17 protein-coding genes and 2 pseudogenes are annotated in these 20,307 nt (G+C 51.8%); 9 read left to right on the forward strand and 10 right to left on the reverse strand.

The window, feature by feature from the left end; translation table 11 throughout:
- Positions 1–141: 141 nt before the first annotated feature.
- Complete coding sequence (locus tag JMI88_RS27900) at positions 142–2,250, forward strand: chloride channel protein (protein ID WP_236023097.1); 2,109 nt, start codon at positions 142–144, stop codon at positions 2,248–2,250.
- Between the two features lie 1,012 nt (positions 2,251–3,262).
- On the opposite strand, the gene JMI88_RS27905 is transcribed toward JMI88_RS27900, so the two are convergent.
- The 3 genes from JMI88_RS27905 to JMI88_RS27915 form a co-directional block, all read right to left on the reverse strand.
- Entirely contained in the window at positions 3,263–4,099 is an 837-nt protein-coding gene (locus JMI88_RS27905; RefSeq protein WP_201361718.1) for an IS3 family transposase, read from the reverse strand.
- A gap of 14 nt (positions 4,100–4,113) precedes the next feature.
- The gene (locus JMI88_RS27910) at positions 4,114–4,425 is read right to left on the reverse strand and encodes a transposase (protein WP_201361717.1); all 312 of its coding nucleotides are present in this window, start codon (positions 4,423–4,425) and stop codon (positions 4,114–4,116) included.
- A gap of 155 nt (positions 4,426–4,580) precedes the next feature.
- Entirely contained in the window at positions 4,581–4,904 is a 324-nt protein-coding gene (locus JMI88_RS27915; RefSeq protein ID WP_201365228.1) for a hypothetical protein, read from the reverse strand.
- Between the two features lie 280 nt (positions 4,905–5,184).
- Between JMI88_RS27915 and JMI88_RS27920 the strand changes: the two genes are divergently transcribed.
- Positions 5,185–5,388, forward strand: coding sequence for a transposase (locus JMI88_RS27920; protein WP_201365229.1), 204 nt, complete (start codon positions 5,185–5,187; stop codon positions 5,386–5,388).
- 25 nt (positions 5,389–5,413) lie between these two features.
- On the opposite strand, the gene JMI88_RS27925 is transcribed toward JMI88_RS27920, so the two are convergent.
- From JMI88_RS27925 to JMI88_RS27950, 6 genes are all read right to left on the reverse strand, one after another.
- Complete coding sequence (locus tag JMI88_RS27925; RefSeq protein WP_201365230.1) at positions 5,414–5,764, reverse strand: hypothetical protein; 351 nt, start codon at positions 5,762–5,764, stop codon at positions 5,414–5,416.
- A 169-nt stretch (positions 5,765–5,933) separates the two neighbouring features.
- A complete protein-coding gene (locus tag JMI88_RS27930) occupies positions 5,934–6,512 on the reverse strand; it encodes a hypothetical protein (protein WP_201365231.1) in 579 nt (192 codons plus the stop codon).
- A 338-nt stretch (positions 6,513–6,850) separates the two neighbouring features.
- A complete protein-coding gene (locus tag JMI88_RS27935; protein ID WP_236023100.1) occupies positions 6,851–8,524 on the reverse strand; it encodes an ISL3 family transposase in 1,674 nt (557 codons plus the stop codon).
- A 182-nt stretch (positions 8,525–8,706) separates the two neighbouring features.
- The gene (locus tag JMI88_RS27940) at positions 8,707–9,255 is read right to left on the reverse strand and encodes a hypothetical protein (protein WP_201365233.1); all 549 of its coding nucleotides are present in this window, start codon (positions 9,253–9,255) and stop codon (positions 8,707–8,709) included.
- Positions 9,252–9,512: a hypothetical protein gene (locus tag JMI88_RS27945; RefSeq protein WP_201365234.1), complete on the reverse strand. Its 261-nt coding sequence runs from the start codon at positions 9,510–9,512 to the stop codon at positions 9,252–9,254. Before JMI88_RS27945 ends, JMI88_RS27940 begins: the two co-directional genes overlap by 4 nt.
- An 11-nt stretch (positions 9,513–9,523) precedes the next feature.
- Positions 9,524–14,020: a tetratricopeptide repeat protein gene (locus JMI88_RS27950; RefSeq protein ID WP_201365235.1), complete on the reverse strand. Its 4,497-nt coding sequence runs from the start codon at positions 14,018–14,020 to the stop codon at positions 9,524–9,526.
- An 825-nt stretch (positions 14,021–14,845) separates the two neighbouring features.
- On the opposite strand from JMI88_RS27950, the gene JMI88_RS27955 reads away from it, so the two are divergent.
- The 6 genes and pseudogenes from JMI88_RS27955 to JMI88_RS27980 all read left to right on the forward strand — a co-directional run bounded on the left by JMI88_RS27955 (position 14,846) and on the right by JMI88_RS27980 (position 18,202).
- Positions 14,846–15,073 (forward strand): hypothetical protein, encoded by a 228-nt coding sequence (locus JMI88_RS27955; RefSeq protein WP_201365236.1) that lies wholly within the window; start codon positions 14,846–14,848, stop codon positions 15,071–15,073.
- A gap of 124 nt (positions 15,074–15,197) precedes the next feature.
- On the forward strand, positions 15,198–15,365 hold the full coding sequence (locus tag JMI88_RS27960; RefSeq protein WP_201365237.1) for a hypothetical protein: 168 nt from the start codon (positions 15,198–15,200) through the stop codon (positions 15,363–15,365).
- A 592-nt stretch (positions 15,366–15,957) separates the two neighbouring features.
- The gene (locus JMI88_RS27965) at positions 15,958–16,164 is read left to right on the forward strand and encodes a hypothetical protein (RefSeq protein WP_201365238.1); all 207 of its coding nucleotides are present in this window, start codon (positions 15,958–15,960) and stop codon (positions 16,162–16,164) included.
- Between the two features lie 437 nt (positions 16,165–16,601).
- Positions 16,602–17,186, forward strand: a complete 585-nt coding sequence (locus JMI88_RS27970) for a serine/threonine-protein kinase (RefSeq protein WP_201365239.1) — start codon at positions 16,602–16,604, stop codon at positions 17,184–17,186.
- A gap of 1 nt (position 17,187) precedes the next feature.
- Positions 17,188–17,517, forward strand: a pseudogene (locus tag JMI88_RS39690) (helix-turn-helix domain-containing protein); the annotation flags it as partial.
- Positions 17,518–17,632: 115 nt separating this feature from the next.
- Positions 17,633–18,202, forward strand: coding sequence for a transposase (locus tag JMI88_RS27980; protein WP_236023098.1), 570 nt, complete (start codon positions 17,633–17,635; stop codon positions 18,200–18,202).
- 548 nt (positions 18,203–18,750) lie between these two features.
- Here JMI88_RS27980 and JMI88_RS27985 read toward each other — a convergent pair.
- A pseudogene (locus JMI88_RS27985) lies at positions 18,751–19,002 on the reverse strand (IS6 family transposase); the annotation flags it as partial.
- A gap of 119 nt (positions 19,003–19,121) precedes the next feature.
- Here JMI88_RS27985 and JMI88_RS27990 point away from each other — a divergent pair.
- Positions 19,122–20,307, forward strand: a protein-coding gene (locus JMI88_RS27990; protein ID WP_201365241.1) for an IS630 family transposase whose coding sequence is annotated in 2 segments (ribosomal slippage) — positions 19,122–19,563 and positions 19,563–20,307 — 1,187 coding nt annotated over the 2 segments. Because the reading frame shifts where the segments join, the coding sequence is not laid out codon by codon here. This gene is flagged as partial in the annotation.

Below are 20,307 nucleotides of genomic sequence, written 5' to 3' on the forward strand. Positions count from 1 at the left end.
GGTTTTTGCTGACTGTATGCAGAGATATGTTGCCTGATCAGAGGCATATTTTTTTACCATCATTAATGAATGGTTGCCCACTCATTAATGATGGGGTTTTAGTGCTTGTTTGTTGATAAAGACAAAGGACATGGAGTATAAATGATGGTTCCAGAATCCGCCGGAGGCGCTAGCTTTATGCGACGTCTATTGCGTTTTAGCCGCCTACAGCGTAGTTTTGAAAGTCCTCGCTACCTTTTGAAGTGGTTAGTGTTAAGTTCGTTGATTGGGATTGTGGCTGGCGTGGGGGCCATTGTGTTTTATACTGCGATTCATTATGCCAATCACTGGTTTATCGAGGGCCTTGTTGGCTATGTTCAACCGAGCCCGGCTGGTGAGGGGCCGACGAGGGTGATGTCCTTCTGGAATTCGGCACGCCCCTGGTTGCTGCCGGTCGTCACGACGCTGGGTGGATTGATTGCTGGTTTTATTGTGTTCACCTGGGCGCCTGAAGCCGAGGGACATGGAACGGATGCGGCCATTAAAGCTTTTCATGAAGGTACCTCCATCAGGGCACGTATTCCCCTGATCAAACTGGTGGCATCCGCCATTACCATTGGAACGGGTGGTTCTGCCGGGCGTGAGGGACCAGCGGCCCAGATCAGCGCGGGTTTTGGTTCGATCATGGCCAACGTACTCCATCTGGATGCGCAGGATCGACGTATTGCGCTCGCCACTGGTATGGGTGCTGGTATCGGATCGATCTTTAGTGCCCCGTTAGGGGGAGCTATTCTCGCAGCCGAGATCCTGTATAAAGATGATCTCGAGGTAGAGGCTATTATGCCTGCATTGATCGCCTCGATTGTCGGCTATAGCATCTTTGGCGTCTATTCCGGTTGGCATACTATCTTCGCTGTGCCAGCGGATCTCGCATTCAGTTCGCCGCCACAATTGCTTTATTATGTTGTAATTGGGATTCTCTGTGGACTGATCGGTCGTCTCTATGCGCGCGGATTTTACGGCCTCACCCATCAATTTCATCATCTATCGCTGCCAAATTGGGTGAAGCCAGGCATTGGTGGCTTGCTCGTCGGTTTGATCGGTCTGGTCATCCCCCAGGCTATTGGCATGGGATATGGTTGGGTGCAGGTCAGTATGGGAACTGGTCTGCTCTCGCTTCCTCTCTGGATCATTTTGTTATTGCCATTTGTGAAGATACTCACCACTGGACTCACGGTTGGGTCGGGGGGATCGGGTGGTATCTTCGGTCCGGGCATGGTGATTGGAGGAATGGTTGGCGCCGCGGTGTGGAGGTTGAGTTACCACGTACTGCCAGGTTTGCCCGCGATTCCGGGTCCCTTTGTGATCGTGGCGATGATGGCCCTCTTTGGAGGGATTGCTCATGCGCCACTGGCGATCATGCTTATGGTTGCTGAGATGACGGGGAACCTTTCCTTACTCGCCCCCGCTATGATCGCGGTCAGTATCTCATCAATTTTGGTGGGGAAAGATACCATTTATACCAGCCAGGTCAATACCAAAGCCGATTCGCCTGCGCACCGTTTACAAATGTCGTTTCCGCTGCTTTCGACGCTCACAGTGCACCAGGCCATGTTCGCGTTGAAATTGGGGCTCTCGACCACACAAACGGTTGCCGATGCTGAACAGATGCTGGCGAATGAGGTTGTCAGTGGAGCGCCAGTAGTAGATAAAGAAAGACATTTACAAGGCGTTGTGACATTGGCAGATATCCAGCGCATTCCTCTTGCCGAGCGTGCTGAACGGCCAATCAGAGAGATCATGAACACAGAGGTGTTAACGCTGGATTCGTATGCCACCCTCGATGAGGCATTAGAGCAATTGACCAGTGCACGAGTGAGCTGGGCGCCTGTGGTTGAGCGTAATCCTTTCTCTTCTACACGGAAAATTCTGGGTATCTTGACGGCGGCCAGCATAGCACAAGTGTATCGTAGGACCCTGGCCAAAGATTCTCGCCGTATGCGTGGGGTGGTAGAAGGAACGGTCATGCTGGAAGCAAAAATCGAAGAGCATGCTCCTCTGGTGAACAAACCATTGCGTGAGGCGGGAGTCCCTTCGGAATGTTTGATTGTGTCTATTCGCCACGATGGCGAACTGATCTTTCCGCGAGGAGGTAGTGTGATTCAGGTTGGTGATACCGTGACGTTCCTGGTGAGCCCACAGGGAGAGGAGCGGCTCCAGGACTATCTGGCGAATCGTGTATCTGCGCTCCCAGTTCTCCAGGGACGTTGATATGCTTGCCTTTGTTGTTCTCATGCCCTGTTTTTCACCTGATGGGCATGGGAATTGCGTCTTATCTCGATAAGCGAATGCAGGCTCCGAAAGTTGAAAATCCCAGGAACTTTCTCCTGATCAGGAGGGAGTTCCTGGGATTGTTTTTTCTAGATAACGCGATGTGCAAATTCTTTTAAGCAACCAAGCGATCAAATTGAAGAGGGGAAAGAGTTGTCAACACATTTGGCAACTCTTCCCACTGCACTGCAATCTCCTGAACCCCCAAGAGTTGCCTTCCTCCTACCCATCTTCATATAAAACGCTACATGGACAAACTCAAACATTGTCCATATAGCTTTTAAGATCTGACAGTTTAGAATCAGATTGTTCACTCTATTCTGAAATGAGACGAGGAAGATGATGAGACCATTCATCACAAAATGAGTACCTACTCATTCCTCTCAAGGAGCACAACTTCTCCTTGTTTCAAGGGAAAGGTAAAACGAAAATGGACGAAAGCTAGCAGCAGTAAAAGTCCACCCAAGAAAATACTATCAATGCGGTATAGTGTTGACAAGGATGGAGTAATCAGACCCCAAATCACACAATAGAAACTAAAAAGCGCGCTGAGAGATGGAGCTGTATATCGAAGAATGCGCATGAGACTCTCCTTTTCACATCTGGTTTCATTGCAACGAACCATGTGAACGTAATATTTCAAGAGGTCCCAGTGTACACACAAAAAAGTACCAGGACCTGCCGACCAGGCTTCCCGGCACTCCTGCACCATATTCATGGTACAATTTTCTTGTTTCTAGTGTACCGTATGGCTGAGAAGCTAACAAGGAGGGATGCATTACCTCAGCAAAAATCTTGCTTTTCACGATCTTATTTACCTCCCCAACTTGATTTCTAGATACCACAAACGGGCGAGCGCATTCAAAAACAAGTGCTCGTAGATTTTTGTTATTCTTGTCTAAAAAAGCGAATGTACCATGAAATTGTAAAGTACCCAGTAAAAGAGACACTCTCATAAGGAAATCAAAGGAGCACCATGTAAGAGATGATCTTGAGCATAGTGCAAAGGTGAACAATTGCCTACGCCCTCGTGAGGACGTAACGTATTATAAAAATTGATCCATGTCTCTGCAGCGCCCAAGAAGTGGCCCAGGGTTCGGTACGAACGGCGATCAGCTACTGCGAGCTTGAAGGTGCCCACAAAACGCTCGGCATAGCCATTATCCGTGGGTGTGCCAGCACGACTCATCGATTGGAGAAATCCTTTCTGTAACAGCAAATCCCGAGTGCATTGCGCTCCATATTGTTTGCCTTGATCGCTATGCCAAATGGCTCCAGCCGTGGGAAAAGTCATAGTCTCAATGACACTGGTCACCAAATCGGCGCGCATATGATAATCAAAGGCCAGCCCGAAGATCTGGCGCGTCTGTTTCTCAAGAGCAAAACACCCTCGCACTCGTGATTGATCAGCCAGATGAACCTCAAAAATGTCAGAAAAGATGATCTGTTGCGTGGCATCCTCGTCCATTTCTCGAACCAGGTTCGGAGCCGTCTGAGCTGCCTTGCCCGGATAGACATACTTCTTCTTTTTACGCCGGGCAGCAATGCCATATTTGTGCATCACCCGTTTGACTCGATTTTTCCCGGTATTGATGAGCACCGCGAGCTTGCGATGCCCAAGCGTATCATCCAGTTCATGCCAGTGTTCAATGCTCACCACCAGCTGCTTATCCATCTGAGGCCGCTTGGGATGCAGATACAGACTGCTGCGAGCGATGCCAAGGGCGCGGGCGAGTTGGGATTTGTTGATCGGACCACCAGAAGCGCAGAGACTTCGCCCAAGTTCCACTTTCTCATGTGCGCTTAGTTGCCCAGTAGCCCGCGGGATTTTTTTAGCAGTTCATTTTGAACCGTCAAATCTCCGATGAGTTGTTTCAACTCTTCCGGCGATTCTCCTGGCGCATGGCCCTGAGCCTTGCTGCGCGTTTGCAGATCACGTTGATCGGCAAAGATCTCTGGCCCTTTTTGTTGAAATTCTTGGCGCCATCGGCTGATAACCGAACTAGCCAGGCCAAACTTTCGGCACACTTCTTCCAGGGTGGTCTCACGCTGAAAGCTTTCCATGACCACCTTGAACTTAAATTCCGGTGTATACGTTTTCCGTTTGCCTGCCATATTTTCCGTACCTCTCTTCTTTTACTGTCTATATTACCAGGTACGTTACAAGAAAAATTAGGGGCTATAAATCTCCATTGTATGATAGTATCTCCATAGGCGACTTGAACCCCTTCTTCCTTCCCTCTAATGCCTCTTTATGCTTAGAAAGTGTCTTACTCCCATCGTGAAGGGAGTAAGACACTTTCTGAAAAGAGTAGTCGGCCATCCGTCACGGCCATGACCCGGGCTATAAACGCTACTACAGGCATCACCGCAAAACCTACTACATCACCTACAGCCACCACACCTACGGCAAGGGCAGCCGCAAAAGTAATCGCCGCGGTAACCGCAACCACCATCATCATCAATGCAACCGCAACCGCAACCGCAACCACTGCAGCTCCCACCACTGCAAGCGCAACCGCAACCGCAACGGCAACCCCCACCACTACGGCAACCGCAACCACCACCACCACCGCAGTTAGCGCAGTCCACACCGCCTTGAATGCCAAACTCCAGAATAGCGACTTCTTCCAGGTTTTCGTCGGTCAGATCGATGAAATCGACAAAATTTTCAGAAAGCTTTACAGCTTTTGCCTGGTTGTCATGATTATCATCATTCATGACTGGTCCTCCTTCCTCTGTTGTGTTCCTTGTGGAGTTCAGGTATGACGCAGTTTGTCACCATCCCTGACATGCTTCTCATCACGCGTTGGTTGGAAGTGGACATCTACACAATAAACTACATAAGGAGTATGTACACAGGAGTTTGGAAGAATGAAAACGATGTTTCCTTCAGGCTTTCATCCCCAGTCCAGAAGGTGGGTGGTCGAACGCAGTTTTTCTTGGATCGTGCACTGGCGTCGCCTGGCTCGCGATCACGAGGGCTTGCCGGAAAGCTCAGAGGCGTTCATCAAGCTCTCGGCTTGCTATCGCCTACTAACCAGGCTCGCGCCAGCACTCCCTTCACGATGGGAGTAAGACACTTTCTGAAAAGAGTAGTCGGTCATCCGTCACGGCCATGACCCGGGCTATAAACGCGACTCCAGGCATCACCGCAAAACCTACTACATTCAACAACCACCATACCTACCCGGAAGACAGCTCCTACACCTACCGTAGCAGCCTCCAATGCAGTCACCGCCGCAGTTACTACCGCAGTCACCACCACTGCAACTGCAACCGCAACCACCACTGCAGCGGCAACTGCAGGTTCCGCAACTACTGCAGTCCCTACCACAAGCGCAATTATAAGCGCAGTCACCGCAGTAAGAGCAGCCCACACCGCCTTGAATGCCAAACTCCAGAATAGCGACTTCTTCCAGGTTTTCGTCGGCCAGATCAATGAAATCGACAAAATTTTCAGAAAGCTTTACAGCTTTTGCCTGGTTGTCATGATTCATGACTGGTCCTCCTTCCTCTGTTGTGTTCCTTGTGGAATTTAGGTATGACGCGGTTTGTCACCATCCCTGACATGCTTCTTCTCATCACACGCGTTGGTTGGAAGTGGACATCTACATAATAAACTACATAAGGAGTATGTACACAGGAGTTTGGAAGAATGAAAACGATGATGACTTATTTATAAATTCATGACAAATATAGTGTAATATACTACACACGATGGCATATAAATACAAGTAAGTCAATGTGATTCTGCCTCCATCAGCGTCGCGAGTACAAGAATGGGTCTGAAACCTGTGACCATGGGAAGCAAAACGCCCCCGTACGGGCGCGCCGCAGGCGCGTAGCGTCAGGGGGCCGTAGGCGCGAAAAGCATGGCCTTCAGACACACTCTTATCTATCAATGGCTGTAACTGCAGATAGATCGTTGGTAGCAATACAGCCCATTGACGCATAAAGCTTTCATACTGTTGAAGGTTCGCCAGTTTAACGTAGTACTGCTGTTTGCTTTTCTCATTAGGGGCAGTTTCAAACAGCACAACAAAGGTAGTCCCTCCATACAATCGATCCTTACTGATATAGACTGTGTAACCAGGGGCCGTAAACTGTTTATAGGCTTGATTCAAGACTTCCTGTATAGATGATTCTGTAGATATTGCAAAGCCGTTGCCTGGGGCATAATCCCAATAATACCGTTCCATCCTCTTCCTCTTCCATCGATAAAGATAAAGCTAGTCACTAGCCCACTAGCTATACATAAAGTGTACCCTCTGAACGCCTGAAAAGGGAATACTTTTTCACAACAGCCGTTACAACGCACTGAGACGCCAATCTGAGGCTTTATCATGGTAAGCAGTAATTTGTGTACCATTCATTCCTGTAAGACCATCTGTTGGCTTACAGAAGCATGCTATATCACAATGTATTAGTTATATGTCAATAAAAATAGAAGGAAAAAAAGCACTTCCTATAATGGAGGTGCTTCTTAAAATAACCGTGTAAAGTACCCAGTAAAAGGGCTCTCCCGTAGAAATAGTGCTCAGCCATAACACGTAGCATACCTGAGCACCCGTTGGCGTAAAAGCTCAAAACTGCCGCGTCCATACATCGAACGCTTGATGAGTTTCAGTCGATTCACCAAACCCTCTGTTGGACCATTGCTGTAGGGAAACTGAAACGCTGCTTGCACAGCTGAAAAATCTCGCCGAATTCCCAGGGCAAAGGCTTCAATCTCAGGAATGCCACAGTCAGCACAGATGCCGAGCCAGGCTTCCAATTGATCCGCCTGACGTTCTTTGAGGAGCTGGCGAACGTGTTGCGTCAGACGATACATGGTTTCCACTGCAGGCTCTTGTCGAATACATGTAAGCATCTGGTGGTCTGCCGCGTCCAGTTCCGCAGGATCGTTCATCAGCAACCAGGAGAGAGACCGAGCTGACCTGAGCGGCTCTGAAAGAAGGATGTGAGGTGTTTGGTTCTCATCAGGAATCGTGGTTCCCTGATGTTCCATGGTGCCATTGAGCGTCTCTGGTTGTTGTTCTCCCTGACGGCGCGGCAGGAGTCCTTGTGATTGAAGCCAGCGGAGGACCGTTTTGTAACTTCCCACGTAGCCTTGATCGCAGATTTCACGATAGAGATGTTGCCCATTCAGACAGCCTTGCTCGGTGCGCCGTCTGAGATAGCTCTTGTAGGGAGAAAGAATGCTTCGCCCAGAACCAGATGGTGCGCGAGGTGCTCGTTCAGGGAAGGTTTCAGCAGCCACATATTTGTACACCGTCGTGCGTGTGAGGTGAAGCTGGCTCGCGATACGAGCAATGGGAAGCTGTTGCTGGAATAATGCATTGACCTCGTCATACCGTGTTTTCCGGCGAGCACGGGCATCCTGCTGTGACTGGCGCTCATTGGAACTGCGTTCACGTGGCAAACGAGGATAGGGAGCTGCTGTATCGGGAACAACATGGCGTTGAAGTTGGGAATAGACACGATGGAATGCTCGTTCGAGCATCTCGCGCCAGTTTTTCTGAAGATGCCAACGATCAACCACTTGCCGGGCCAATGGTGCTCCTTCAGTCGCTCCACGTGCATATTCTCCTGAACGATCTCGACTGATCCATTGGACGCCAGGATGGGCACGCAACCAGGTCGCAAGCGTGCTTGCTGTTCGATCTGGCAAGAGATCGATCGGCTGATGACGCTCCCAATCGATGAGCAAGGTCCCATACCGATTTCCTTTCCGAAAGGCGAAGTCATCCACCCCAAGGATCTTCGGCGTTGGAACCATGGGGGAATTGGTCCTGTGGATCTGGCGCAAGAGCGTATCAGGACTCATCTGGATTCCCAGGTGAGAAAAAAGGTGAGATCCAAGTTCGCCACCAACGAGAAGTGCGAAAACATCCGCCAAAGTGCGCAGTCGTACGGTCTTCCGAGAAGCAAAGGCGACCACCTTGGGCAGCCGTTCCGCAAATGTAGCTTTCTGGCACGCAGGATTGAGGCAGCGGAAGCGCCGGACGTGTAACTGTAATTGGACGCGCTCACCACACACAGGCAAATCGTGCGGCGAGCGGATGTACCAACTATGGATGCGCGACGATTCCTGCTGGCAAGCCGGGCATGCAGCCATCGTACGCTGAGAGATAGCAATAATGAGCACACGATCATCGACGATGCGACTCTCGGTGACGTGAAAATCGGGCAAAGAAAAAGGGAGCGTCATCACAATACAACATCCTTGTCGCTACAAACATCTCTCTTCTTTGTACGAATCAGGAGCATCTCAGACGATATGGCTGAGCACTATTTCTACGGGAGAGCCATGGAATTGGGTACTTGACACCATCAGGTGTACCGTTTTTCATGGCTGTCAAACACTGTCTTATAAAGCAAATAGTGGATGCTTCACCGGACAGGCGTCGGCGTCACAATGATGATCTTTGTGGGTTCTGTCACGGTTGCCGGTAGGAAGAACAGCAGCAATAGCGCCACGAGTACCACAGCGAAGCTCATCACTAACCAACGCTGAGATGATTGTAGCACATGCAATTTTTCTTGCCCGGTCTGATCGTATGCAGCTCTGATGTTGACCCAGGCTCCCACGCTGACTTCATCAAGGTTGACCTTATCATACACTTTCGGGATGAAGACCCGCGTGGCCTGGTAGAGGCTGATGAACCAGAAAAGCGGCGGCAAAAAGAGGATGCAGAGAAGGAGCCAGCCAGGAGGAAATCCTTGCATCCCACTCAGCTGCTTTCTCAGGTCGCTCAGTGCGAAGATCGCGATGTAGGCCGCCTGAAGGGCCGAGGTAACGGCAATCAATTGTCTGGCAGCTTCCTCGATCCTTGCCAGAGCTTTTACCGGCTCCTCATTTGCTATTGCGCGCCAGTAATCAGCGGAAGCCTGAAGGATTTTTTCCTCATCGGCGGTAAACTGATGGCCTTGTCGCGTCATGGCAATGTTTCTCCCTGGAACGTGGGAATCTCATCGCGGTAATCCAGAAACCCTTTGTCCCTTCCCAGTACAAGACGACGTGTATTCCAGTAAGCAGGCACCTCGACCTTGTTTGGACGGCTACAATGCTCACAGTAGAACGTATTGGTTATGGTTTGCGTTACGGACATCTTCAGATTCGGCATCACAGTGACGATAGCGGTTGTTTCCTTTCCACAGTAGCCACAATCAAACTTCAGCACTTTCTCTTCAGGCATAGCACATCCTCTCAATTTTTTTCAGGCGTATCAGGTTCACCATCCTCATCTTTCGAGATATCGGCGAATGCTGCATCAATGCTCTCTTCTCGTGATCGACGTAACAAACGGCGATGGAGTTCAATAAACGCTCGCGATTCATCATCCACTTGATCAGGCAATAATGCTTGCAGCACCTCATCCGCCTCAATTTGTAACAGGTCCGGGTATGTGCGAACGAGACGCTGTGATTCCTCCCAATCCTTTGCCTGGAGAAATTCCAGCACATGACGTTGAAGCCACTCTCGTGGTTTCAGGTAGATGTTTGGAAAGGGAAGCGCCCCGGCATATTTACGCCAGAGGTGTACAAAGCGTGTCGTATCCATATCTGCGCGAATGCGGCCAGCAACACGCCATGCGAAGGTGCGTGATGCACATGTGCGTGTTTGCGTTTGCAGTTCTTCCAGAATCAATATAGCCTGGATGGTGTATTTCAGTCCGTTGACCAGATTCTTCTGCTGGCAGGCGAGCAGACCAAGTCGCCCTAACGCATTGGCCTGCCCGGAGCGATCACCGAGCTTTTTTGCGATGCTCAGTCCCTCCTTATAATATCGCCTGGCCGTTGCAAACTCGCCTCGACGCTGCGCCAGAATACCAAGGTGGTGGATCGTACTCCCATAGCCTTCCTGATTTCCCGTTTGTTGGAAGAGTGTGAGGCTTTCCTGGTAGAAGCGTCGCGCTTCTTGCTCATCATCTCGTCTATCTGCCAGGGTTCCGAGCTGATGCAATGTCGTGGCACAACCATTGAGATCGTTCAGCCGCCGTTTGATCGCCAGACTTTCCTGGTAGCAGTATTGTGCCTCCTGGTCATGTTCCTGATCCTGGGCCAACATTCCAAGCTGATGCAGGACAACAGCCTGGCCTTCCTGGTCATCAAGTCGTTTGAAGTAGACCAGGCTACGCTGATAGAACTGCTGCGCTTCCTGATAGCGACCCTGTTCATGGGCAATCAGTCCCAGTTGGTGCAAACTCGATGCCCGTCCCGGCATGTGGCCGTGGCGCTCAAACGTTGCCAGATTTTCCTGATACGCCTGTTGTGCTTCCGCATACTTGCCCTGTTTATACGCGATCATCTCTATCTGGTGTCGTGTCGCAGCTTGCCCAATCGGATCGTGCAGGTGTTCGGCTAGCTTCAGGCTGTTCTGGTAGAGATGACGTGCCTGTGTGTAATCCCCACGTTCTTGAGCCAACATGCCCATCTGGTGGAATGTAGCCGCCTGCCCGGCGAGATGATGGAGGCGAGTGAAGGCCTCCAGGCTGTGCTGATAGAGGCGATGTGCCTCCTCAATGTTCCCCTGATCCTGAGCCAGGGTACCCTGGTGCAGCATAACGCTGGCTTGTCCGGATTGGTCTTCCAGTGTTTGAAATTGCTCCAGGCTCTCCTGATAAAAGTGGTTCGCATCGCCATCGTTGTGTTGCATGTGTGCGAGCATGCCCAGGTGAAAAAGTGTGCTGGCACGCCTGTTTCTATCTCCCAACGCCTCGGTGATCGTCAAACATTGCAGGTAGTGATGCCGTGCATCCTCATATGCTCCCAGGTCCTGGAATACTGTTCCTAACTGAAAATGTAAAGCGGCTTCCGCGACGCGATCCTCTTGCTTCTCGAGAATGGGGAGAATCTCCTGAAATAGCCGGATGGCTTCGTCATATTTCCCTTGTTCCTGTGCCAGCGTCGCTAAAGCGTGCAGTCCCTCGGCAATGCCACCTGGATCATCCACCTGTCGAAAAAGATCCACACTCTCCTGATACAGACGGGATGCTTCATTCATATGGCCGAGGTTCTGTTCGATGGTGCCCACCTCACGCAACACTCCGGCAAGGCCACCGAACTCCTGCTCGTGCTCGAAAATTCTCTGTGCATCGTGATAGTGGCGTTGGGCCTGCGCGTAGTTCTCTTGTTCCTGGGCAATCGTACCAAGTTGATAGAGAACCATTGCCGTACGAATGACCTCACCCAGCGCTTGAAAGCGCTCCAGGCTCACCCGATAGCGTTGTTGCGCCTGTGGATAGTCGCTCTGAAGCTGCGCGATCACGCCTTGTTGATATATTGCTCGAGCTACCAGTACGCTATTCGCCTCATTGTTCTCTTTGATCACCTGAGCGCAGAGGCGCGAGAGGCGTTGATAGAGTCCTGCTCGGCGCAAAGCATCTGCCATGTTGAGCACCAGTTCTCCTGCATCGTGGTAGTGACCTGCTTCGCGGAAAAGATCATACGCCTCAAGATAATCAGTGAGTAGGTGGCTTTCTTGATCAGCATACTGCTCATACCATTGAGCCAGCTGGAACTGGATTGCTTTGCGTTCTTCATCCTGCAGCTGTTGCGTGACATACTGCGAGGGAATGCTATGGAGATGATACAGGTGCCGGAATGGATCATAGTATAGCAGTTCCCCATCCACCAACGGTTGCCACTCCTGCTCACTGGCGTGGAGTCCCTGCTCAAGGGCCGCTCGTGGGAAATCCTGACGGAACACACTGATGCGTCTCAACAGCGTCTTCGAAGCTTCTGGGAGACGAGCCAGTGTGGCCTCCAATGCAGATACCTCGACCATTTGTCGCCGGACCTGTTCCCACACCACTGCAGAACGTCGTTTATGTTCCTGTGTGATGCGATTGAATGCATCATGCACAAGCGACTCGAGATCCTGCTCGGCGGCCCTGCTACCAAGCAGATCATAGATAGCAGGCACCCCGCCGAACTCGTGAACGAGGATATCACGCACGGCCCCACCAAGATGAACGAGCCCGGGATGCCGTGCCACTAATTGCCGGGTTTCATACACGCTGAGCTCTTGAAGTGAGAGGCGCAGCAGCTTCATATCCAATGCCGCTTCAGATGGAAAGTCTGTGGGCGCAAAGCGTCCGCACACCATGACACGTCCCTCGTGCACGTTCCTCAGCAATGCGTGTAACAACGTGAACATATCTGGATCGCTCGCCGTCTGGTCGGCAGCGAGCGCTTGCTCGATATCATCAATGATGAGCAACAATGGCCCAAGCTGGTTCAACGCGTCAATATTTGCATTGATCTTTGCTGCCACACTCATCTGAGGATCAGGAAGGATCAATTCCTGAAGGTGCGGAGCACCAAGACGGTGCAAGAACTCAGCCAAATGCCAGAGTATCAGATCCACCTGCTGATAGCTCTTGCAACTTAGCAGAAGGGCAGCCCGATACTGTTGCCCAGAACGCCTGGCTGCCTGCAGCATGAGCGTTGTTTTGCCCATCCCAGCTGGTCCATTGATCAACGCCATCACGGGGCCAGTCCCTGGCGCAGCCTCAAGCATCAATTGCAACGCACGCAATTCGCGATGTCGTCCGACAAAGTGATTCGTTGGTGTAGGAAGGTCAGCCGCAATGGCGACGGGTGCGAGTAGTGGGTCGGCCTCTCCAGCAAGGCTATGGCCAGAGAACGGCGTCACCAGAGCATGGGAATTACATTGAAGGACGGGAACAGGCCACTCAGGCAAATTGGCATCCGCCAGTGCGCAGCGGACGGCTAGTATCCCAGCGGCCAGTGTCCTTTTTTTGAGGAAGGAACCATACCACACGGCACTTGCACACTGACTCGCCGCGTACGAGAAATTTGCCTGCTGGGCCAGGACTGCGGGTATTCCTGCGGTGAGCAGCGTTTGAGCAAGGCTAAAGATATTGAGATGCGTATTGCCCAGAGCGGTCTGGCATCCGTGAAGTACGACGGCGTACAACGCGTGTTCTTGCAATAGACCTGCAACCCGTTCCGCAGCGATTGGGCGTGATCTGCCAGTTGCATCCTCCCAGAGAAGGGCGCCACCCTGTACATCATTGTATTCACCATGGCCGATATAATGAAGGATATGCGGTTGGAACGTACTGAGTGCCTGATTGACGCGCTCTTCAGTTACTGTATCTTCGACCTGTAGATGGACCAGGCCTTGTTGGCGTCCCATCTGAAGCGCATGTTCAACCGCTGCTCGTTCACTCTCAACATCGACGCGTGATTTCTCCTCAAGGTCTGGTGGTGAGGATATGAGTACGAGCACGCGCAATGGCAACTGCATTGGTGCAAAGTCCTTGTCGGACGGAGTCAACCGGAGGATTGGACGTCGACGTGCGAGAAAACCGGTGTCATCAGTGTGATCTGGATCGTAAAGCAATTCCCAGGGAAATGCGGCGAGTGCTGGTGGCAGAAATAGACCAATGGGACTGGCATCTAGGCGCAACAGAGGTGCAATCGTTATCTGTTCCTGGGGGGAGATCAAAATTTGCCAGAGCCGAACACCAGCCTCGCGGAAAAGATCAAAGGGAGAAAGTAAGCCAGAGGGATCAATACCATCATTGAATACTGCCTGAACTCGGCGGAAAAGGTCGTAGAGCACCACCTGCGTCCCATGAAACTCTATAGGATAGCTGATGTCGTTGCAACGGATCCAGAAAGAACCAGGGAGATCTTCACGTGTTTCTATGTATATAGTAAGGAACCTTTCCACATGAGCACTCCTTCAATACTCTATAGGTGTCCCCTGCAGCAGAATTATTGCAATACTCTGCTTTACCACTTCCATTGTATCATGCTGTCTGGATCATAGTAAAATGGGTGGTAGTGTTGCAAAAAAATTTGCGCTGAGAAAATGGAGCGGGCAATGACGGCACAAGAAGCATTGCCGCAGAGAAAAGGTGCATGTTCTGCATCTTTCCCTGGCGAGAGCTGTTCGCGTGCCCTTAAATTTGCTGAGCTTTAAATTTTTTGCAACACTACCCTATTTCCTATGCCATGCCAGATTATGCGAGAAAGCCCATCCGCTGAAAGCGCCTGGCAGTGTGGCAAGTTTCTTGAGAAACAGCCAAATTTATAGGATAAATGACAGCCAGCTGGCCGTTTCTTGCTACAGCGTGCGTCTGTCGTCAGAATGCCATCACCCCCAGAACGGTCATATTCCCCCCCATTCGGATGCACAGATTCCGTCCACACGAATTCGTGCTGGATCGGCTCTGCGCCTGGTATGTTGGGGTAGGCTCTAGTAGAGTACCACTCTACGAGAGCGCCCCTTCTGCTGCCCCTGGTAGGCGATCCCACGCCAGTCCCATCACCGGCCGTGTTTCTTGTCTTACTCTCGTCTCACTCGCAGATAGCTTCCCTTCTCTCTCCTCCCACAGGTATACTTCCCTCCTTCAGAGCGTTGCTCGTGTCTCTCTGCCCGCGTCCTTCTCCCTGCACTCTCGTTGTTCTTGTAGCCATTTCTGCGCTCGTCTCCGTGTTTTGCTCTTCTTCTGATGCTCTCCCCTCTGCTGTGTCGGAGAGACATCAGGAAGGAGTGGAGAGCGCGTGTGGAGAGCGCGTGCTGGCAGACCATGAGCGCGCGCCACCAGGCACGCCACCAAGCACGCCACCAGACACACACGTCAGCGTCTTGTACCCACGGCAGGCTGGGGAACGGACACCCTCCCCGCTGGGTGGCCGCTGGTTCTCATGGTGCTCGCCCGCATTGCCTCACCACAGCCGGAAGAGCGTTGGCAGCCTGGTGAGAGCAGCGGCGCCCTGATCGCGCTGGCCAAAGAGCACAACGAAGGGGTGGTGCCGGCAAAAAGCGGGCCGCGAATGCAGCGGTGTTCCCACGCCAGAGGGTATCTGGGAGGGGCGCTGCACCACTGGATGTGAAGGAGCGTGTGACTGCGAGTGGATGCGCGTCGGTGAGACAAGGAGTGGTGCAGCGCCCAGCATGGCCCTGGCTGGCCGGCGTTGCTCATCATGCTTCCATGATACTATTGAATGATACCACTGACTGCTCCGATCCCTCCACGAGCACCACGCGCACGGTGAGGCGCTTCTGGTAAATTGGGTCAATCTTCGACCAGTTTTGAGCTGAAACAGAGGAAATCGGCGTGAAACATGGGAATTCTTTACAAAGCACATGGGAACATGGCTCTGGAGGCGGCTTGTTCCATTCAACAGGTGGAAATTCAGGTCGAACAATGGGTGCTTTTAGCGCATTCCATGTCTGCCTGTGCGACTGGATCGAGCACTCGCACACGTGCAGAGATCAACCGTCATCGAGGGAGGCCCAAGATGGTCAATTTCATGAGATTTTCGTATCCGGCCTGAGTGCGAGCGAGAAGCACCAAATGCCAGAAGGCACAGAATGCGAAGCATTTGTCCACAGATGCGATTGCAAGGAAAGTAGCAACGTCATCTACGCTGTTTCTTACCAGCATTTCCTCCATTGAAGCTTAGTAAGCTTCAATGGACAGAATCAAGCATGCTCTCTACAATAGAGATTGTCAATCTCCAATGCAAAAATTAAGGGACAGCAGCTAGATGGCAAAACGACAACGCGATACTCGCAGGTATACCCTTTTTGGGCTCCAAATTCATGCTTTGTGCGTTAAACAGAACATGAGTTTCCGAGCGTTAGCTAGAGAATCAGGTATGAGTCCAAATTCTCAAATGGCCATTATACGAGCCTGCCGTGGGGAGGTAACGCCTCAGCGAGATACACTTCTGGGATGGTGCCGTGTATTGCAGGTGAATACAGCACAACGAGGTTGGCTGCTGCACTACTGGCACTATACCATACCAGAGGAAGAAGGGAATATTCACGCAGGAGAGAGACAACCTGATCACAGCAAGCAGTAATATGTTCATAAAAAATCTTCCCAGCGAAAAATAGCGCTCCAGGGAGGTTCCGACGTTAGAGCTACCAGGAGCATGGCAAGGATTCCCTCTGCGCCTGGATGTTCCCATAGGCGATCTCTAGCCTGATCGATACTTCCTCTTTTCAAATATATCCAGGATGTGCGATCTTTCCCAGACGCCGCATGGTAGCTGCGGTCCCATTGCACCGTGTAACACAACTGATGGGCCATGATTTGCTCGCTACGACGATGATCTATGTACGAGGAACACATCCTGACCTCCAACAAGCAGTTGAAACCATTGCTTGGGTCTAGGGTCAACAAACGGCCGCTTTGTGTGTGCGAACAGGAAGAACGTCGTGAAGTGAAAAGGAGCACATAAGCACGATCATCTTATGTGGAACCAGACGAAGAGATAAAGGAGAAACGCATCCGATTATGCCAACACTAGAAGGAACTACGCTTGGTCATCACCACCTCAAGCACCTGCTTGGACGCGGGGGCATGGCTGAGGTCTATCTTGGCTTCGATGAACACTTGCATCGTGAGGTGGCTATTAAAGTTGTTCATCAAAGCCAGGATGAACACTTTCGACGCTTTCAGCGGGAAGCCGAAACCATGGGGCCTTTAGCTCACGAGCATATTTTGCCAGTCTTTGAGTATGGAGAACAAGGTCCCTGGCATTACCTCGTCATGCCCTATATGCCTGGAGGAACATTGCTTGATCGCTTAAAGGGTCGAGGTCCTCTCACCCCACAAGAAGCAGGAAGGATCCTCGAACAGATTGCCAGTGCGCTCCAATTTGCCCATGATCGAGGCGTTCTTCACCGGGATATCATATCAAATCCTTTGAATGTGACGTGGTATACTCGGTGGCATGAATACAAAAATCCGCGTGGCAGAACATCTGCCCTTCGAAGAGATAGAAATGCGCTATCGCAAGGCGAAAGACGGCCTGGCACGCGGCCGCTGGCAGGTCATCTGGCTGATCGCGCAAGGAATATCGGCCCAACACGTAGCTGACATGACTGGGTACTGTTACACGTGGGTACGCACCCTGGTCCAGCGCTACAATCAGGATGGTCCCAGGGCGATGAGTGACGGGCGTCATGAGAATCTCGGTGGTCAGTACCTCCTCTCAGCGGAGCAACAGCAGCAGTTGCAAGAGACCTTAGAGCAGGATCCACCCGATGGCGGTTTGTGGTCAGGACCCAAAGTAGCGCAGTGGATAGAGCAGCATACCAGTCGCAAGGTCCATGCCCAGCGAGGCTGGGAGTATCTGCGGCGTCTGGGTTTTCGCCCACGCGTCTTGCGCCCTCGTCATGTGAAAAGCAACCCCCAGGAGCAAGCGGCCTTTAAAAAAACTGAGTCAGGATGTCAAGCTGATTCACCTGAAGCACTCCCAGGCCAGCGTCGAAGTGTGGGCGATGGACGAACATCGCATCGGTCTGAAACCGATCCTGCGCCGGATGTGGGTACGCAAAGGGTCGCGACCGCGCGTTGGAGTGCAACAGCGCTACGAATGGCTCTCCCTCTACGGCTTTGTTCATCCCCACTCTGGGCGCACCGAGTGGCTCATCTTGCCCACTGTTGATCTCGAGATGATGAACCTGGCGCTGGCGCATTTTGCCCAAGCCGTCGGTGCGAGCAACGACAAACACATCGCCCTGGTCCTTGATCAGGCTGGATGGCATGCCAGTGCTCTTCTCCAGGTTCCTCAGGGCCTTCACCTCATCTTTTTGCCTCCCTACTCCCCGAATTGCAGCCCTGTGAACGGCTCTGGCCGTTGTCCAATGAAGGCATTGCTTCACGTTGGTTTCCTTCCCTTGACGCGCTTGAAGAGGCGCAAATCCAACGGTGCCAAATCCTGCTACAACAACACGACAGCATTCACCATACCACGTGCTTTCACTGGTGGCCTCCCGACCCGTCAAAGCACATGGCATTCAAAGGATTTGATATCACCCCTCCTTGAACGAGAACCGCTGCCATCCTTCCCCGCAGTCCAGTCATTAGCTGGCTTTCAAAGGGTACTATGATGGCTCTGACTGATGATCTCTCCATCGGATGCAGCTATCTTTGCCTGTCTCGCAAGCGTTCCAGGCGAAGAGATCACCTCTCACAAGTTTGGACCCTGACATTCTACGATGACCTTTGGGTGGCTCCTTTAGGCCGAATACAGACGCGTCTCGTCTGCCGTAGAAGGGAGGCGCGTTTCTACCCCTGGAACATCGCCTCTTGCTGGAAAAAAAACAATACCAACGTTTTGGTGTAATCAAAGCGTACACCATACCTCCCACTCACGGTTGTCCCTTGTGGGGCGACTCTCCCCTCACCGTGTGGACCTTAACGACCCGTCAAACAGAGCTTTCTTACGTCACCCAGTTTCATCTTTGGCTAGCAAACCGAGTGAGGAGAGAGAGTTTTCTCCTCTCGTCCACATTGTCCAGGCAGCTCTTTCACCTCCGACTGCTCAACCGGAAGCTACGCCTGTAGCCATCAGGCTTTTGGGGGAAAGCCTGAACCCTACCAAAGAAGAAATCTCCTTTGCTTCGGATAATGTCAGTAGCCAAGTTCTTGTCGCACCTTTGATGTACGTCTCGTCAACACGCCAGGAATCGGTCGTGGGTTTCAAATGGGGGCGGCAACGTCGTTCGAGCTCAGGAGCATAGTGTTGAACCCAGCGGTAGATCGTCGTGTGATCCACATGCAGACCTCGCTCCAGCATCATTTCTTCCAGATCGCGGTAGCTTAAAGCATAGCGCAAATACCACCTGACGCACAAGAGAATGATATCGGCTTGGAAATGACGCCATTTAAACGGGTTCTGCTCGGTCATGATGAGTCCTCTTTTGCCCTTTTCTCTCAACTGTAGTGCTCTGTCAAGCGAGGTTTGCAACGGAAGAGCCAATCTGTTATCCTTGAAAGCTCAAGAATAGTTTTTGCAAGGAGAGACAGATGAGAGAGCGCCCCCACAAGTATGAGGTCACATTGAGCGAGGAACAACGGTTTCTGTTACAACAATTGCTGGCGGGAGGCAAGGCACCCGTCAGGCAACAAGCGCACGCTCGTATCTTACTCAAAATCGACCAGAACGCTCCCGGTCCGCGCTGGACCGATGAGCAAGTAGCCGAAGCATTTGAGATGAGCCGCTACACCGTGATCCGTATTCGTGAGCGCTTTGTCACCCGCGGCCTGGATGATGCCCTCAACCACCGTCTCCATACCCAAACACGAGCCCGAGCCCTGGATGGAGAGCAAGAAGCCCATCTCATTGCCCTTTCGTGCAGCCCATGTCCTACCGGCCAAGCCCGCTGGACGTTACGTTTTCTAGCTGATCGTATGGTGGAACTGGGCTATGTGGAACACGTGAGTCACGAAACCGTGCGCAAAACGCTCAAAAAAACGAGCTCAAGCCTTGGTTAAAACAATGCTGGTGTATTCCCCCAGAAGCGAGCGCCGCCTTTGTCTGGCGCATGGAAGATATCTTAGAGATCTACACGCGTCCGTTTGACCCACGCTTTCCACAGGTGTGCATGGATGAAAGTGCCAAACTGCTGCTGCAGGACAAACGAGAAAGCCTGCCCATGCAACCGGGCCAGCCTGAGCGGGTCGATTACACCTTTGAATCAGCAGGGATGCGCAAGCTTTTTCTGGCATGTGAGCCGCTGGCGGGCAAGAGATTCGTCAAAGTGACAGAGCGCCGGACAAGCGAGGATTGGGCTCATTTCATTCGTGAACTCGTCGATGTCCAGTATCCGAAGGCAGAGAAAATTGTGCTGGTGATGGACAATCTCAACACCCACACACCATCTTCCTTGTATTCCACCTTTGCGCCGCCGGAAGCCCTTCGCCTCCTCAAGAAATTGGAAATCCACTACACGCCCGTCCATGGGAGTTGGTTGAATATGGCCGAAATTGAGCTCTCTGCTCTGGCCCGCCAATGTCTTTCCCGTCGCATTGGGACACAGAAGGAACTGGAGCGAGAGGTCTTGACCTGGCAACAGAATCGCAATGAGGAGGCCATCACTGTCAATTGGCGTTTTACCACCGCTGATGCGCGTATCAAGCTCAAACGGCTTTACCCATCCCTTGAGAAAAAGAAGTCGACCTCTCCAACAGGCAATGTTGCAAAGAATGAATT

The organism is Dictyobacter formicarum, assembly GCF_016587435.1.

Coding starts and splice junctions, on each gene's coding strand:
- JMI88_RS27900 (WP_236023097.1), top strand. CDS start 142: ATGATGGTTCCAGAATCCGCCGGAGGCGCTAGCTTTATGCGACGTCTA.
- JMI88_RS27910 (WP_201361717.1), bottom strand. CDS start 4,425: ATGGCAGGCAAACGGAAAACGTATACACCGGAATTTAAGTTCAAGGTG.
- JMI88_RS27920 (WP_201365229.1), top strand. CDS start 5,185: ATGAAAACGATGTTTCCTTCAGGCTTTCATCCCCAGTCCAGAAGGTGG.
- JMI88_RS27930 (WP_201365231.1), bottom strand. CDS start 6,512: ATGGAACGGTATTATTGGGATTATGCCCCAGGCAACGGCTTTGCAATA.
- JMI88_RS27935 (WP_236023100.1), bottom strand. CDS start 8,524: ATGACGCTCCCTTTTTCTTTGCCCGATTTTCACGTCACCGAGAGTCGC.
- JMI88_RS27940 (WP_201365233.1), bottom strand. CDS start 9,255: ATGACGCGACAAGGCCATCAGTTTACCGCCGATGAGGAAAAAATCCTT.
- JMI88_RS27945 (WP_201365234.1), bottom strand. CDS start 9,512: ATGCCTGAAGAGAAAGTGCTGAAGTTTGATTGTGGCTACTGTGGAAAG.
- JMI88_RS27965 (WP_201365238.1), top strand. CDS start 15,958: ATGAGTCCAAATTCTCAAATGGCCATTATACGAGCCTGCCGTGGGGAG.
- JMI88_RS27970 (WP_201365239.1), top strand. CDS start 16,602: ATGCCAACACTAGAAGGAACTACGCTTGGTCATCACCACCTCAAGCAC.
- JMI88_RS27980 (WP_236023098.1), top strand. CDS start 17,633: ATGTGGGTACGCAAAGGGTCGCGACCGCGCGTTGGAGTGCAACAGCGC.